The 15,835-nt window shown below is 42.2% G+C and carries 14 protein-coding genes and 1 pseudogene; 13 read left to right on the forward strand and 2 right to left on the reverse strand.

The window, feature by feature from the left end; genetic code table 11:
* Positions 1–105 precede the first annotated feature (105 nt).
* The 11 genes and pseudogenes from CZ382_RS19635 (at position 106) to CZ382_RS19685 (ending at position 10,298) form a co-directional block, all read left to right on the forward strand.
* Positions 106–963: a glycosyltransferase family protein gene (locus CZ382_RS19635; protein WP_088052840.1), complete on the forward strand. Its 858-nt coding sequence runs from the start codon at positions 106–108 to the stop codon at positions 961–963.
* 101 nt (positions 964–1,064) lie between these two features.
* Positions 1,065–1,262, forward strand: a complete 198-nt coding sequence (locus CZ382_RS19640; RefSeq protein WP_286170974.1) for an alpha/beta-type small acid-soluble spore protein — start codon at positions 1,065–1,067, stop codon at positions 1,260–1,262.
* 122 nt (positions 1,263–1,384) lie between these two features.
* Complete coding sequence (locus CZ382_RS19645) at positions 1,385–2,134, forward strand: alpha/beta hydrolase (RefSeq protein ID WP_088052842.1); 750 nt, start codon at positions 1,385–1,387, stop codon at positions 2,132–2,134.
* 59 nt (positions 2,135–2,193) lie between these two features.
* Positions 2,194–3,144: a dipeptidase gene (locus CZ382_RS19650; RefSeq protein ID WP_088052843.1), complete on the forward strand. Its 951-nt coding sequence runs from the start codon at positions 2,194–2,196 to the stop codon at positions 3,142–3,144.
* 98 nt (positions 3,145–3,242) lie between these two features.
* Positions 3,243–4,459 (forward strand): annotated as a pseudogene (gene fdhA / locus CZ382_RS19655) (formaldehyde dehydrogenase, glutathione-independent).
* Positions 4,460–5,074: 615 nt separating this feature from the next.
* The gene (locus tag CZ382_RS19660) at positions 5,075–5,905 is read left to right on the forward strand and encodes an MIP/aquaporin family protein (RefSeq protein ID WP_088052844.1); all 831 of its coding nucleotides are present in this window, start codon (positions 5,075–5,077) and stop codon (positions 5,903–5,905) included.
* Between the two features lie 18 nt (positions 5,906–5,923).
* On the forward strand, positions 5,924–7,417 hold the full coding sequence (gene glpK, locus CZ382_RS19665) for a glycerol kinase GlpK (protein ID WP_088052845.1): 1,494 nt from the start codon (positions 5,924–5,926) through the stop codon (positions 7,415–7,417).
* 148 nt (positions 7,418–7,565) lie between these two features.
* A complete protein-coding gene (dhaK, locus tag CZ382_RS19670) occupies positions 7,566–8,558 on the forward strand; it encodes a dihydroxyacetone kinase subunit DhaK (protein WP_088052846.1) in 993 nt (330 codons plus the stop codon).
* Between the two features lie 18 nt (positions 8,559–8,576).
* Positions 8,577–9,197, forward strand: a complete 621-nt coding sequence (gene dhaL / locus CZ382_RS19675; protein WP_235000480.1) for a dihydroxyacetone kinase subunit DhaL — start codon at positions 8,577–8,579, stop codon at positions 9,195–9,197.
* A gap of 6 nt (positions 9,198–9,203) precedes the next feature.
* A complete protein-coding gene (gene dhaM / locus CZ382_RS19680; RefSeq protein WP_088052847.1) occupies positions 9,204–9,575 on the forward strand; it encodes a dihydroxyacetone kinase phosphoryl donor subunit DhaM in 372 nt (123 codons plus the stop codon).
* Positions 9,576–9,752: 177 nt separating this feature from the next.
* The gene (locus CZ382_RS19685; RefSeq protein WP_088053557.1) at positions 9,753–10,298 is read left to right on the forward strand and encodes a glycerol-3-phosphate responsive antiterminator; all 546 of its coding nucleotides are present in this window, start codon (positions 9,753–9,755) and stop codon (positions 10,296–10,298) included.
* A gap of 240 nt (positions 10,299–10,538) precedes the next feature.
* Here CZ382_RS19685 and CZ382_RS19690 read toward each other — a convergent pair whose 3' ends face one another.
* Positions 10,539–12,236, reverse strand: coding sequence for a M3 family oligoendopeptidase (locus CZ382_RS19690; protein WP_088052848.1), 1,698 nt, complete (start codon positions 12,234–12,236; stop codon positions 10,539–10,541).
* Between the two features lie 149 nt (positions 12,237–12,385).
* On the opposite strand from CZ382_RS19690, the gene CZ382_RS19695 reads away from it, so the two are divergent.
* Both CZ382_RS19695 and CZ382_RS19700 read left to right on the forward strand, forming a co-directional pair.
* Positions 12,386–12,616 (forward strand): DUF2164 domain-containing protein, encoded by a 231-nt coding sequence (locus CZ382_RS19695; protein ID WP_088052849.1) that lies wholly within the window; start codon positions 12,386–12,388, stop codon positions 12,614–12,616.
* Between the two features lie 309 nt (positions 12,617–12,925).
* Entirely contained in the window at positions 12,926–14,485 is a 1,560-nt protein-coding gene (locus tag CZ382_RS19700) for an FMN-binding glutamate synthase family protein (RefSeq protein ID WP_088052850.1), read from the forward strand.
* A gap of 100 nt (positions 14,486–14,585) precedes the next feature.
* On the opposite strand, the gene CZ382_RS19705 is transcribed toward CZ382_RS19700, so the two are convergent.
* Positions 14,586–15,797: a dicarboxylate/amino acid:cation symporter gene (locus CZ382_RS19705; RefSeq protein ID WP_088052851.1), complete on the reverse strand. Its 1,212-nt coding sequence runs from the start codon at positions 15,795–15,797 to the stop codon at positions 14,586–14,588.
* Between the last annotated feature and the right edge of the window lie 38 nt (positions 15,798–15,835).

Genomic DNA, 15,835 nt, shown 5'->3' on the forward strand with positions numbered 1-15,835 from the left:
AAAATAGGACAATCTTATCTGTCAGCGTAAACTATCGCAGAGTATAATGATAATAATTCTAAATATTGTAATTCGGGTAATAACTATATTTTGGGGAGTGATCCAATGTCCCAGAAACTTGCCGTGGCAATCCTTCATGGAGCAGGAACACCCGAAGCAGATTTTGCGGAAGAAATGATGCGTCTAATTACCAAAGATTTTACGAAAAAGCTTCATCTGGACAATGCCGAACAAGAGCTGGTGTTTGAACCTGTGTTTTGGTCGGTTGTATTTGCAGATGAACAGGCGGCCCTTTGGAAGCAAGTACAAGAAAATGCCAATTTACATTATGATCGGTTGAGACGGTTTACAATTGAATTCCTTGGTGATGCGATTGCCTATCAGCCAACTGTCAGCGGCGATCAAAACTATGATAAGGTGCACGCGATATTCGCGGAATCCCTTTCACGTCTGAAAAATAGAGCGGGCTCAACTGCACCGTTATGTGTGATCAGTCATAGTCTTGGCAGTATCGTTGCAAGTAATTATTTTGCTGACCTGCAATTCAGACAAGAGAAAATCGGCATGCGGACGAAGCAGCGGATGAATAATACCCCGTTGGAAAAAGGGGAAACGCTGTCACTCTTCTATACAATGGGAAGTCCGCTGGCGTTATGGTCAGTACGTTATGTTGATTTCGGATCACCAATTCATGTACCTTCCCCTTTATTAAAACAGTATCATGCTAATGTCCAAGGGGAATGGCTTAACTTTTACGATAAAGATGATGTGCTGGCATATCCTTTGAAATCAATAAATGAAATGTATGAAACGAATGTAACGAAGGATGTAGCAGTAAATGTCGGGGGGATGTTTACAAGCTGGAATCCTCTATCACATAGCCGCTATAACGAAGACGATGATGTGATTACGCCGATTGTCGATGGACTTGTTAAGACGTGGAAAAAAGTAAATGAGCAGTAAGCGTCATGAACCATCTTTTGACAGGGATAGACAAGTACGGAGAACCAAAATATACAAGTGAACAGGTAAATCTGTTCGAAAACCCACAAGGAGTGATCAGTGTGGCAAGAAACAATAATGAATTGTTGGTGCCTGGTGCGGAAAATGCAATAGACCAAATGAAAGAGGAAATTGCAAATGAATTAGGTGTCAAGCCTGGAGCAGACACGACTGCACGTGAAAACGGATCGGTGGGTGGCGAAATGGTCAAACGAATGATCAAAATCGCCGAACAAAGTATGCAAAATGGCAAACGATAGCTAATGTGCTGTAGGTCAGTAAGCATACCGAAAGAGGACTCTTGTTAGGGTCCTCTTTTGATACCGTTTTTATTATGATAAAATATTTTTAAAATAAATAATTTTTTAGAAGGGTGAAGAATATGGCTGAATTTCATATTATGAAAGATGCGGAGGAATTTTACTACCCAGGAAATAATACAGGTGTCCTTGTCATTCACGGGTTTACAGGTTCAACGCAAAGTATGCGGTTTTTGGGGGAGCAGCTGGCTGAAGCGGGTTTTACGATTTATGGGCCAAGATTAACGGGTCACGGAACCGCTCCGGAGGATATGGAAAAGTCAACCTATCAGGAATGGATCCAAACGGTTGAGGATGGACTGGAAAAATTAAAAGCAACCTGTTCAGCCGTTTTTGTCACAGGACTATCAATGGGCGGTACCTTAACATTGTACTTAGCGGAAAATCATCCGGAAATTAAAGGCATCGTGCCAATTAACGCAGCAATAGAGATGCCTGAACTGATCGAAACGTATGAACAGCTCCGTTTCACTGATACGAAGTTTGTTGACGGCATCGGTTCCGACATCAAAAAGGAGGGCGTCGAGGAACTTGCCTATCCGAAGACGCCTGTGAAGTCAATGGGTGAGCTAATCAATTTGTCCAAACTAGTCAGAAGTAATTTAGCAAAAATAAATGTACCCGCACTCATTTTTTCATCAACGGTTGACCATGTTGTGCCACCAGAAAATTCACAGGAAATCTATGAATCCATCATATTCGAAAATCGTTCGATCATTAAGTTGGAAAATAGTTTCCATGTAGCAACATTGGATAACGATAAGGAATTGATCGCGGAGAAAAGTATTGAATTTATTAAATCAATCATGTAGTTTGATAGAGAAGAGCGTGTTCAGTGACACGCTCTATACTACTTAAAGGGGTCTTTGACGTGAACATAATTGATACACATTGTGATGTTCTGCTGAAACTGCAAATGGCAAAACGGGGGGAAATGTTTGGACTTGAGCCTATCCATTTTCAGGATTCAGCTCAATTGGACAGCAGTTTACATAATTTAAAAGAAGGCAGTGTTAAGGTCCAATTCTTTGCCATATTTATTCATCCCGATGTACCTTCAGATGAAAAATGGCAGCACGCGCTCGAACAGATCGATTTATTTTATACAGAGGTAGTTGGCAAAAATCCACAGGTGAAGCATATTAAAGATTGGGCAGACTTTGATACATTGCAGGACGGGGAGATGGGCGCTGTTTTGACGCTGGAGGGTGCGGATGCATTCGGAAATGATCTAATGAAATTGCGCCATTTGTACCGGCTTGGTGTTTTATCGATTGGTTTGACATGGAATAATGCCAATCTTTGTGCTGACGGAGCAGAGGAACCGCGTGGTGGTGGCTTAACGGTTTTAGGTAAGGAAGTCGTTAAGCTGAATAATCAGCATCATGTTTTTACCGATGTCTCACATGCCACTGTGAATGGATTTTGGGATATTTTGGAGCTGGCGGATTACCCGATTGCAAGTCATTCCAATGCGCGTGGGATTTGTAACCACCCACGTAATTTGTATGATGAGCAAATTGAGCAGATGTTCGCGAATAACGGGCTGATCCATGTCGTGTTTCATCCACTCTTTACAAGTGGTGACGAACAGAACGCCAAGATTGCTGATTTGCTCAAACATATCGACCACTTATGTGCACTTGGCGGAGTACATCAGATTGGTTTTGGTTCTGACTTTGATGGAATCAGCCACTACATTAGTAATCTGGAAAATGCAGCGAAATATCATAACCTGATTAATGCGCTGTTGAAACATTATAAAGAGGAAGAGGTAAAGGGCTTTGCATACCGTAATTTTTTACGCCATCGACCTTTATAGGTAAAAGGTTTGATAAAAGAAGCATGTTTAAATACTCCAGATCATAGAATGATAGCGTGTACATGTGTACAACTATCTGATGTAAAGGAGTGGTTCATATGGCTGGTAATCGTGGGGTTGCCTATGTACGGCCAGGAGAGGTTGAGGTTCAGGATATTGGCTATCCGGATTTAGTATTGCATGATGGACCTGGGGTAAATCCACTTAACGTCGGCAGAAAATGCAATCATGGTGTCATTCTTAAAGTTGTTACCACGAACATTTGTGGCAGTGACCAGCATATGGTCAGAGGTCGGACAACGGCGCCAAGTGGGTTGATTTTGGGGCACGAAATTACGGGTGAAGTAATCGAAGTTGGCAGTGATGTCGAGTTTATCAAAAAAGGGGATTTGGTTTCAGTTCCATTTAATATTGCTTGCGGCCGTTGTCCAAGCTGCCGGAGACAGGATACCCATATTTGTGAGAATGTAAATCCGGATCGGTCAGGATCGGCATATGGTTACGTTGACATGGGCGGCTGGGTTGGTGGCCAGTCGGAATATGTCATGGTTCCTTATGCCGATTTCCAGCTTTTAAAATTTCCTGATAAAGACAAGGCTATGGTAAAATTCTTGATCTAACCATGCTTTCGGATATTTTCCCAACCGGATATCATGGGGCAGTCAGTGCAGGTGTCAAAACCGGATCAACTGTTTACGTTGCCGGAGCAGGTCCTGTTGGATTAGCAGCGGCGCATTCCGCACAGCTTCTTGGTGCATCGGTTGTCATTGTTGGTGACATGATTGAAGAACGGTTAGCACAGGCAAGAAGTTTCGGATGTGAGACAATCAACTTGCGGGCACACGACAATGTTGGGGAGCAGATTGAGCAAATCCTAGGTATTCCTGAAGTGGATTGTGCAATTGATGCGGTTGGTTTTGAAGCAAGTGGTCATGGTGAGGGTGCAGTGGAAGCGCCAGCAACCGTACTAAACACAGTTATGGATATTACAAAGGCAGGTGGGAAACTTGGCATCCCTGGACTTTATGTAACGGGTGATCCAGGTGCAGTTGAGGCCGATGCGAAAGAGGGGACGTTAAGAATCAGACTAGGGTTAGGCTGGGCCAAGGCACATACATTTGTTACGGGACAAACACCAGTAATGAAATACCATCGTGATTTAATGAAGTCGATTTTAAGCGGAAAAGCGCAAATTGCCAAAGCGGTAAACGCAACATTAATTTCGCTTGATGAAGCTCCAAGCGGATATAAAGAATTTGATGGCGGTGCATCGAAGAAATTTGTCATTGATCCGCATGGACTGGTGCGAAATTAATCTATAAATCTATAAAAACTGATAAAACTCATGAAACCACTACTGATTTCGTGAGTTTTTTATTTTTGGATTAGCCGAGTCGATTTTAGGGAAAAGAAGTTTATAACAAACCAGGGAGTTGCCTGGGAATGAAGGATTTGCCAATAAAAGTGTAAAATAACTGACAAGCGGTGGAGGTTGTTATAACCGCCCGAAAACCACCGTTAAGTGTCCAAGCCATGGTTGACAGGAGCAAACCAATGGCTACTTTAGCATATATTCGTAACTATTTCCTAATAATATATTTCATATAAGCTAGCGGGATTTTTATGATTCGAGAATGAAACATGCATAAACTGCATATATTTTTGTAATCTGATCCTTTTGATAAACCAACTTGGGACATGGAATAATGCGGAACTCTCCAATGAAAATCCGGACAACCATTGACAACGGTTACAATAAAAATTATAATTATCGTAACAAGTTAATCATGTGGTGGAGATATGGAGACCCGCATTTCAGTAGTACCTTCGTTGGGAAAGGTATGTCTATTGAAGTGTGGGTCTTTTTCTTCATTATTTTTTTCTTGTTATGAAACCGGTTGTATTAGAAATTTATAAAGGGGTGTAAAGTATGTCTGAGTTTTTAGCTGAATTAATTGGTACGATGATCCTGATTATTTTAGGGGGAGGTGTTGTTGGCGGTGTTGTTCTGAAGGCTACAAAAGCAGAAGGTTCCGACTGGATTGTTGTTACAGTTGGCTGGGGTCTTGCAGTAGCAATGGGTGTTTATGCAGTCGGAAACTTTACTGGTGCACATATAAATCCTGCTGTGACATTAGGATTTGCAGCTGCAGGAGAATTTCCTTGGTCAAAAGTTCCAATGTATATTAGCGCGCAAATGATTGGTGCAATCATTGGTGCCTGTATTGTATTTCTAAACTATTTGCCACATTGGAAGGAAACAAAAGATCAGGCAGCAAAACTTGGGGTATTTGCAACGGATCCTGCTATTCGCAGCCCTTTCTCCAATCTGGTCAGTGAGATTATCGGGACATTTGTCTTGTTGCTGGGATTGATGTTTATCGGTGCTAATGAAATTACGGAAGGATTAAATCCGCTTATTGTAGGTGCTTTAATCTTGGCAATTGGTGTATCGCTAGGTGGGGCAACCGGATATGCGATTAACCCGGCACGAGACCTGGGTCCAAGAATTGCCCATGCACTTTTGCCAATACCAGGAAAAGGTGGTTCAGATTGGAGTTACTCCTGGATTCCAGTCGTGGGTCCGATTATCGGTGGTATTTACGGTGCGGTTTTCTACAATGCCATGTTTTTAAGTGAATTTTCAGCGTTTTTTTGGGTGATGAGTGTCATTGTTGTAGCAATTTTAATTGGTGCTGCAAGTTCTGAATTGAAGAAAGGGAGAACAGCTAATAAACTGGAGGAAACAATAAAAAATTAATTAGGGAAGGAAATGATTATGAGTAAACAGTATATTTTATCCTTGGATCAAGGTACCACAAGTTCAAGGGCCATTCTTTTTGACCAGAGTGGTACCATAATCGAAACAGCACAAAAAGAATTTGAGCAATTTTTCCCACATCCCGGCTGGGTTGAACATGATGCGAATGAAATCTGGAATTCGGTGCTTGCCTGCGTGGCCGAAGTGTTGCGAAAGGCTGATGTTGAGCCAACTCAAATAGCTGGAATCGGTATTACAAATCAACGGGAAACGACGGTCGTTTGGGACAAAAACACTGGGAAGCCTATCTATAAAGCAATCGTCTGGCAATCCCGGCAAACGGATGGCATTTGTAAAGAATTGCGTGAAGCTGGTTACAACGAAATATTTAGAGAGAAAACCGGTTTACTGATTGATCCGTATTTTTCCGGAACAAAGGTGAAATGGATTCTTGATAATGTCGAAGGTGCAAGGGAAAAAGCAGATAAAGGTGACTTATTGTTTGGAACAATGGATTCATGGCTTGTTTATAAACTATCCGGCGGGAAAACCCATATTACGGATTACTCCAATGCTTCCAGGACACTGATGTTTAATATTTATGATCTGAAATGGGATGATAAACTACTAGATATACTAAACGTACCGAAAAGCATGCTGCCGGAAGTTCGTCAGTCGTCTGAAGTATATGCCAATACAGTTGACTATCATTTCTTTGGTCATGAGGTACCAATTGCTGGTATCGCCGGGGATCAGCAGGCGGCATTGTTTGGTCAAGCATGTTTTGATAAAGGAATGGCTAAAAACACTTATGGAACGGGCTGCTTCATGTTAATGAATACAGGAGAAGAAGGCGTTCAATCGGAAAATGGATTACTGACAACATTAGCTTGGGGCGTTGATGGGAAGGTAGAGTACGCGTTAGAGGGAAGTATTTTTGTTGCTGGATCTGCTATCCAATGGTTGCGTGATGGATTGAAGGTTATTGAAGACGCTCCACAAAGTGAAGATTTCGCTACAAAGGTCGATTCGACGGATGGTGTTTACATGGTTCCTGCTTTTGTTGGACTGGGGACACCGTACTGGGATAGTGAAGCGAGAGGTGCAGTCTTTGGCTTAACCCGCGGGACAACGAAGGCACACTTTATTCGGGCAACCCTTGAATCACTGGCATATCAGACAAAAGATGTGTTAGATGCGATGATCGCCGATTCCGGTATTGATTTGAAAACCTTACGTGTTGACGGTGGGGCTGTGAAAAATAATTTCTTAATGCAGTTCCAAAGCGATATTTTAGGTGTACCAGTGGAGCGGCCGGTTGTGCAGGAAACAACCGCCTTAGGTGCAGCATATTTGGCAGGTCTTGCTGTCGGGTATTGGAAAGATAAAGACGAAATTTCCAAGCAATGGCAAAACGAAAAAACATTTACAAATGAGCTGGAGGAAGAAAAACGCACCAAGCTTTATGATGGATGGAAAAAAGCTGTACGAGCAACAAGAGAATTTAAATAAGCCGTAAAGGGACCAACTACTGGGGTTGGTCTCTCTTTTCAGGTATTCTTAAATCAGGTAAGGAAATACTAGCAATAGGGGATGTTCAAACAGTCACCAAATGATAAGTGGCGACTTTTTGAACACACACTAACAGGGAGTGAATTGGATGAAGAAAATAGTGAATGACCCGGAGCGAGTCGTACAAGATATGATTCAGGGACTTGTTACTGCACATCCAGGTAGTGTAAAACAGTTACCTGATACAACCGTCATTACCAGGAAGGATGCGCCCGTTTCCGGAAAAGTTGGACTCGTCAGCGGTGGTGGCAGCGGTCATGAACCTGCCCATGCTGGATATGTTGGCAAAGGAATGTTGGATGCTGCGGTGGCTGGGGAAGTTTTTACCTCGCCAACGCCAGATCAAGTTTTGGAAGCAATTAAAGCAGTTGACAGTGGTGCAGGTGTATTGCTGATTATAAAAAATTACACTGGTGACGTCATGAATTTTGAAATGGCAGCGGAAATGGCGGAAGCAGAGGGAATTCAAGTGGAAAAAGTGGTTGTCAATGACGATGTTGCAGTAGAGGATAGTTCATTTACCTCTGGCCGCCGTGGAATTGCGGGAACTGTATTTGTACATAAAATTGCCGGGGCAATGGCAGAAAAAGGCGGTTCTTTGCAAGAGGTTAAGGCTGTGGCGGAAAAGGTTATCCGTAATGTACGTTCGATGGGAGTGGCGACAAGTCCGTGTACGGTTCCAGCGGCAGGAAAACCTAGCTTTGAACTTGCGGATGATGAGATGGAGGTTGGTATCGGGATTCACGGGGAGCCTGGAATTGAACGGAAAAAAGTTGCAACAGCAGATGAAATCGCTGGTGAATTAACGGACAAAATTCTTACTGACTTAGATTTTGCTAATAGTGATGTTGCTGTTATGATTAATGGGCTTGGAGCCACACCGGAAATGGAATTGTATATTGTCAACGGAAAGGTACAAGCAATCTTGGCGGATCAAGGAATGAATGTCTACAAAACGTTTGTCGGTGAATTCATGACATCGTTAGAAATGGCCGGCTGTTCGGTGACATTATTAAAATTGGACAATCAGTTGAAAGAATTATTGGATGCACCGTCAACTGCTCCGGCTTTTTATAGTTAATGGAAGGGGGTAAGACTTGTGGAAATTTTTCAAGTTGAACATGCACGTAAATGGATGAAAGCTACGAATGAAAGAATACAGGAAAAAAAGCAGGAGCTAACGGAGCTTGACCAGGCAATTGGTGATGGGGACCACGGCATTAATATGGCTCGCGGATTTCGGGAAGTAATGACCAAGCTTGATGGCGAACCCTATCAGCATGTCGCAGATGTAATGAAGGACGTGGCAATGACATTGATGTCCAAAGTAGGCGGTGCTGCGGGTCCATTGTATGGGACGGCATTTCTGAAACTATCAATGGCTTTCAAAGGGCAGGATGTCGATTACCCTCTATTCACCAAAGGAATGGAAGATGCAGTAGCTGGGGTGAAGCAACGTGGAAAGTCGGAGGTTGGCGAAAAAACCCTTGTCGACGTCTGGTCAGCTGTCTTAGAAAAGCTCCAGGAAAACGATCATTTTGATGGGAGTCTGATGCTTGATACAGCAAAAGCAGCGATGGAGAACACAAAAGAAACAATGGCAACTAAAGGACGAGCTGCCTACTTGAAAGAGCGATCAATTGGGCATCTTGATCCAGGATCTGTTTCATCATTTTATTTGTTTGAATCTCTTGCTGGTGTTATTCGTGAAGGAGTGTGATAGAGAATGGCTTACGCAGGTATTGTCCTGATTTCCCATAGTCCAAAGGTAGTTGAGGGAATTAAAGACATCATCAGGCAAGTAAACCAGGATGTGGCGATTGAACTTGCCGGCGGGACAGATGATAATCAAATTGGCACAAGCATTGACAAAATACTAAAAGCAATCGAGCGAGCCGATGAAGGTAAAGGTGTGTTGCTGGTCTATGATTTGGGAAGTGCTAAAATGAATGCGGAAATGGCAGTGGAAATGACTGATCGAGAACATATTAAGATTGTTGAAGCTCCACTGATTGAAGGGGCCTACGTTGCGTCAGTTGAAGCAGGAATGGGAAAATCGGTTGATGAAATTATTGCAACACTTGAGCGCGAATTTTAATGCTAAAATGGCTGTTTCAGTGTAGTTAATTGGGACAGCCAATTTTGTTTAAGACAAGCTTTGCGAAAGAGAATATAGCTAAGATATAACACGCAGGAATTTAAATTGACCATTTTCCTATGGGAATTTAAACAATTATGATATTCTCAGAACAATAATTTTTTTGAGGTGATCATTATCGCAGAACTTAATGGAATACTACCAGCTGTGAGGGATATGAAAGACTTTGAGAAATTGCTTACCAGCGATCATGAATACATCATTTTTTTGGAATCAAGACTTTCGCAAATTAAATCCCTTGTCAACTATTCCAAGCGCAACAATAAAAAAGTACTTGTACATGCGGATTTAATTCAAGGATTAAAGACAGATGACTATGGTGTTGAATTTATTTTCCGGGAAATAAAACCTGATGGGATTGTATCAACAAGAGGAAATGTCATTTCACTGGCAAAGCAGCATGATATTTTGGCCGTACAGCGAATGTTTGCTGTGGATTCCCATGCGCTGGAGAACACTATCCAGATCATCAATCGGGTAAAGCCTGACTATATCGAAATTATGCCTGGCATCATTCCAGCTTTAATTACGGAGGTGTCAGATCGGACAGGTATACCGGTGATTGCTGGCGGGCTAATTAGAACAGATGCAGAAGTACAACGTGCGTACGATTCCGGTGCCAAGGCGATTTCGACATCTGACAAAGCACTATGGGGGCTTTGATTGCCCTGCCTTTGTGCGTTTGTTTTAACCTATCCAAACCATGTTAGCGACTCGGCTGAGAAGAGAAACCTTAACGGGAGCAGGGAACCATCAACCCGAGAGCAAGAATATAGATTGGAGCGTTAGAGCATTAACTCGAGCGGAAACATCAGCGTTATCAGAGAAAATAGATCACATATCACTACTATCTCTAAAGCCGAAACAAAAAACTGCCCGAATTAAATCAGGCAGTTCCATTCATTATAATGCTTTATCGTCAACAGATTCCAGCCATTCCTCAATCGTGTCAACAACCGACTCCACGCAACCTTCCTTAAACGGGGAGCGTAAATTTGCAGCTTCGACAAGTCCTAAGAATGATTTAGATCCGCCTAGTTTACATAAATGTAAATAATCCTTCCATGCTTCTTCGTGGCTTTCACGGGATCGCTTCCAGAATTGAAATGCACAAATTTGCGCTAGTGTATAATCGATGTAATAAAATGGCACCTCATAAATATGTCCTTGACGCTGCCAAAAGCCACCCGCTTCCAAATAATCATTTCCGTCATAGTCACGATGCGGAAGATAAATTTCTTCCAATTTCCGCCAAGCCTGTTTACGTTCCTCGGTTGACCATTCTGGATTTTCGTAAACAAGGTGCTGGAATTCATCGACCGCAACCCCGTATGGCAGAAACTCTAATCCGCCGGCAAGGTGTGAGTACTTATATTTATCGGTATCTTCCTTGAAAAATAGCTCCATCCATGGCCATGTAAAAAATTCCATACTCATCGAATGAATTTCTGCTGCCTCCGAGGTTGGAATTAAATATTCCGGAATACCGATGTTACGACTAGAGTAAAATTGAAAAGCATGACCTGCCTCATGTGTAAGCACATCAATATCCCCGGAGGTTCCGTTAAAGTTTGCGAAAATAAATGGGGATTGGTAGTCTTCGATGAACGTGCAGTATCCACCAGCCTCTTTCCCTTTTTTAGCTTCCAGGTCCAGCAAATGCCGATCAAGCATAAAGTCAAAAAATTCTTTTGTTTCCGTAGATAGTTCTTCGTACATTATCTTGCCGTTTTCGATAATCCATTCCGGAGAACCCTTTGGCTCGGCATTTCCACTTTTGAATTCAAATGGTTCATCATAAAACTTCAAGGAATCTACCCCGATTCGCTCCGCTTGTTTTGCGTAGAGCTTTGTCACAAGTGGAACGATTGAATCGCGCACCTGTTTGCGGAACACGTTAACCATTTCCGCATCATAGTCTACGCGCTGCATCCGTAAATAGCCAACATCAACAAAATTTTCGAAGCCGAGTGTTGTGGCAATTTCATGTCGTACTTTAACTAGTTGATCGTATATGGAATCAAATTTTTCAGCATTTTCCGCGAAAAAGTTGGCACTTGCTTTGGCCGCCTGTTTCCGTATGGCACGATCCTTACTTTGTGTGAGTGGACCAAGCTGTGCTAATGTATATGTTTTCCCATTAAGTTCAATCTGAGCCGAAGCAACCAGTTTTGAATACTCTGATGTCAGTTTATTTTCCTTTTGCAATAAAGGTATGATCTCCTGTGAAAATGATTTAATTTCACAATCAGCTAGTTGAAAAAGCTGGCTTCCCCACTGGTTTTCCAGCTCTTCATGGTATGGCGATTGAACCAATTCCTTATAGAAATCGGTGCTTAGACCCCTAATTTCCGGCTCCATTTCATCAAAAAAATCACGTTCTTCTTGGTAAAACGCATCATTGGTGTCAATTGATGCCCGAATGTACACCAAATTGAATAAAGTTGATAGTCTGTCTCGAAACGCGTTGATTTCCTTAATAGCTTTTGTTGCCTCATCAACGGAAGCAGCGGTTATAAAATTATCAAGCAACTCGTTGAAAGACACTTTTTCTTTTTCCAGGTTTGGCCGTTCATATGTATAATTTTCAAATGTCTGCATAATGTGCCCCCTTTTTAGTTAGATACTATTTCGACAAAGAGAAAAGAATTCCTGCTCTTTTACGAAATTTGCCGGCAATATATCGATGGAAAAGTAACATTGTTATAATGGTGACAAGAAGTATTGTTTTGAAATGGAAGGAGAATAAAATGAAAGCGAAATTCGAACTAACGAAGGAACAAAAGAATGAAATGGCAAAACGAATCAAGGGATATTTTGAGCGGGAACGGGACGAGCAAATTGGTGATTTGGCTGCACAATTGATACTTGAATTTTTCATCGAAGAGCTTGGGCCGATGTTCTATAATATTGCGGTCGAGGATTGTCATACTTATATGGCGGAAAAGTTGGAGGATATGTTTGAAATTCAAAAGCGTTGAAATGTCGTTATCGGAAAATCCCTAGTACATTGGGATCTCATAAAACTTCGATTATGATGATAAGTAGAATTACTATATTCAACTGAGGGAGCCTGAAAGTGAATAAAATTATCACGTGCTAGTGTCGGCGTTGCAACAGGACTCCCGAGAACTTAGCCGGCCTCGGTCCTTTTTATCCTCCTTTTTGAACACGCTCTTTAATCGTGGCATTTAATGGCTGTCATTCTTTTTTACGCCCTTAAGACGGATACTTTTCCTAAGTTGATACATTCTAAACCTATAAGATCATGTTTAAAGGAAGGGTATTGGATGAATATAGCAAATGTGATGACAATTATCGGGTTTGTAGCAGTTGTTATCGTATTACTTGTGTTAATTATTATTGGGATATATTTATTTTTTGTTGACCGTACGCAAAAGCAGCACCCGGTACTAAGAAACTATCCAGTTTTAGGACGCGTGCGATACTTTTTTGAAAAAATTGGCCCGGAACTGCGTCAGTATTTCTTTAACAATGACAATGAAGGGAAACCATTTTCGCGCCGGGATTATCAGCATATTGTCAAAACAGCAAAATATAAGCGTGATGTAATCGGGTTTGGATCACAGCGGGATTTTGAGTCAGCAGGATTTTACGTACGCAACTCCATGTTTCCGAAACTTACGGAAGAGCTGAAAATGGACAGGGACACAAAGGTGACGACACAACGGTACTTGTTACTAAAAGACCCCCTGTTTACAGAACGAGAAGAAAAACTGGAAGAAAATGAATCCCTTGCCTATTTGCTTGAGGAGGATGATGCAATCGTCATTGGAGAGAATACGCGACAGCCTTTTATTGCCAAGGGACAAATCGGTATGTCTGCGATGAGCTATGGTGCGCTTGGAAAAAAGGCAATAACAGCACTGTCGGAAGGGTTGGGAATTGCCAAAGGTACATGGATGAATACCGGTGAAGGCGGCTTATCCGAACACCATTTAAAGGGTGGCGTTGACATTATCATGCAAATTGGCCCCGGGTTATTCGGAGTTCGGGATAAAGATGGCAGCTTTGACTGGGATGAATTGCTTGAGAAAAGTAAAATTCCTCAAATAAAAGCGTTTGAATTGAAACTGGCACAGGGGGCTAAAACACGTGGCGGTCATATCGATGGTGAAAAGGTAACCGAAGAAATAGCGAGAATCCGCAAAGTAGAACCATTTAAATCCGTCGATAGTCCGAATCGCTTTACTGAATATAGTGATATACCGTCCTTATTTCATTTTATTGAACGCATTCGTGAACATACCGGAAAACCTGTTGGTATGAAAATTGTGATTGGCAGTCCGGACGAAGCCGAAGAATTAGCCAAGCATATAAAAGATCTGGGAAAGAACCCGGATTTTATTACAATCGATGGTGGCGAAGGCGGGACTGGTGCATCATATCAGGAGCTGACTGACAGTGTTGGGCTGCCAATCAAATCATCACTCCCACTGGTGCATGAGGCATTAGTTAAATACGGCGTTCGTGACCGGGTAAAGATCATTGCTTCAGGTAAATTATTTTCTCCAGACAGGGTTGCAATTGCGCTGGGAATGGGCGCTGATCTTGTTAACGTAGCACGCGGGTTTATGATTACGGTCGGCTGTATTCAAACATTAAAATGTCAATCCAATGTCTGTCCGGTCGGTGTTGCAACAACAGATCCGGAGCTGCAAAAAGCTCTTGTTATTGATGAGAAAAAATGGCGAACAGCAAACTATGTAATTACGCTCCGAAAAGGATTATTCCGGATCGCTGCAGCAGCAGGACTTGATTCCCCGGTTAAATTTGCCAAGGAGCATGTTGTATACAAGGATGAAAAAGGTAATATTCAGCCATGGTAAAGCGCATTGAAACACGGGCGGTGAAGAGTAAGCATAAACGCTTCAAACATAACTTGAGTGCGCAAAAAAAGTATTTTGCACACCCAAGTTTATATTTAGATTATGCAGAGGCTGCTTCGCCAACAACTCGTTTTCTCTCCGATTCTTCAATCACAACACTTGCGGACGCATCACCGATAATATTTACTGACGTCCGAAACATATCCAGAATCCGGTCAACACCTGCAACAAGTGCAATCCCCTCCAAAGGCAGGTTAACAACTGCAAGTGTCATTGTTAACATAATTAACCCTGCACCAGGTACCCCTGCAGCACCAATCGAAGCAAGGGTGCCAATTAGTGCTACCGTCAGAATTTGCGTAAAGGAAAGATTTATGCCAAAATACTGGGCGACAAAGACGACAGTAATTCCTTGATATATTGCTGTTCCGTCCATGTTTATTGTTGCACCTAATGGTAAAATAAAGCTTGATGTCTCTTTTGACACGCCAAGGTTATCTTCCGTGTTTTTCATTGTAATCGGTAATGTTCCAGAACTGTTGCACGTGCTGAACGCCACCGCTGCAGCCGGAAAGATTCCTTTAAAAAACAGCAGCGGATTCATTTTGCCAAGTGATTTTACTGCAACTGAATAAACCACTGCAACATGGACGATACATGCAACAATTAGTGCAAGTATTAATTTTATCAATGGCAATAGAACGGTGAGGCCGTATTCCCCAACAACCGGTGCCAGTAAACCAAAGATTCCGATTGGTACCAGTTTCATAATTACACCGGTTATTTTATACATAACTTCGGCAAATCCGTCAAAAAACTGTTGAACCGTTGCTGCTTTTTCCCCAACAAGTTTAATGCCAATGCCGGTAAAGAGAGCGAAAAAGATAATTTGCAGCACATTAGCGGAAGCCAGTGCTTCGATGGGGTTTAGTGGGATAATGTTTAAGATTGTTTGCACAACACCGTCCGTTTCGCTTGGTTCAACAGCCGTTTCACTTACTTGCAGATCCATACCGCTTCCGGGTGAAAAGGTAAATCCGGCGATAAGACCGATTGAGATAGCTATAAAGCTTGTGATTAGATAGTAGGATATCGTTTTGCCACCTAAACGCCCTAATCTTTTAATATCTCCAGCGTTTGTGACCCCAACAATGATGGTTGACAGGATCAATGGTACGATAATGAATTTAATTAACCGGAGAAAGAAATCACCAAGCGGCTGAATATACGTGGTTTTATCGCCAAAAATCAAGCCGACGATAATTGCCAAAACAAAAGCCCCGACAATTTGCCAGATAAATCCTTTTTTCATCGAATCCCCCTTTAAAAGAATAGTTAAGTTTACATAAT

The sequence above is a fragment of the Virgibacillus dakarensis genome, from assembly GCF_900155625.1.
Lineage (GTDB): Bacteria > Bacillota > Bacilli > Bacillales > Amphibacillaceae > Lentibacillus_C > Lentibacillus_C populi.

What these genes read in the sequence shown, in the direction of transcription:
- CZ382_RS19635 (WP_088052840.1), top strand. Translation starts at nt 106, where the DNA reads ATGTCCCAGAAACTTGCCGTGGCAATCCTTCATGGAGCAGGAACACCC.
- CZ382_RS19645 (WP_088052842.1), top strand. Translation starts at nt 1,385, where the DNA reads ATGGCTGAATTTCATATTATGAAAGATGCGGAGGAATTTTACTACCCA.
- CZ382_RS19660 (WP_088052844.1), top strand. Translation starts at nt 5,075, where the DNA reads ATGTCTGAGTTTTTAGCTGAATTAATTGGTACGATGATCCTGATTATT.
- glpK (WP_088052845.1), top strand. Translation starts at nt 5,924, where the DNA reads ATGAGTAAACAGTATATTTTATCCTTGGATCAAGGTACCACAAGTTCA.
- dhaK (WP_088052846.1), top strand. Translation starts at nt 7,566, where the DNA reads ATGAAGAAAATAGTGAATGACCCGGAGCGAGTCGTACAAGATATGATT.
- dhaM (WP_088052847.1), top strand. Translation starts at nt 9,204, where the DNA reads ATGGCTTACGCAGGTATTGTCCTGATTTCCCATAGTCCAAAGGTAGTT.
- CZ382_RS19690 (WP_088052848.1), bottom strand. Translation starts at nt 12,236, where the DNA reads ATGCAGACATTTGAAAATTATACATATGAACGGCCAAACCTGGAAAAA.
- CZ382_RS19695 (WP_088052849.1), top strand. Translation starts at nt 12,386, where the DNA reads ATGAAAGCGAAATTCGAACTAACGAAGGAACAAAAGAATGAAATGGCA.
- CZ382_RS19700 (WP_088052850.1), top strand. Translation starts at nt 12,926, where the DNA reads ATGAATATAGCAAATGTGATGACAATTATCGGGTTTGTAGCAGTTGTT.
- CZ382_RS19705 (WP_088052851.1), bottom strand. Translation starts at nt 15,797, where the DNA reads ATGAAAAAAGGATTTATCTGGCAAATTGTCGGGGCTTTTGTTTTGGCA.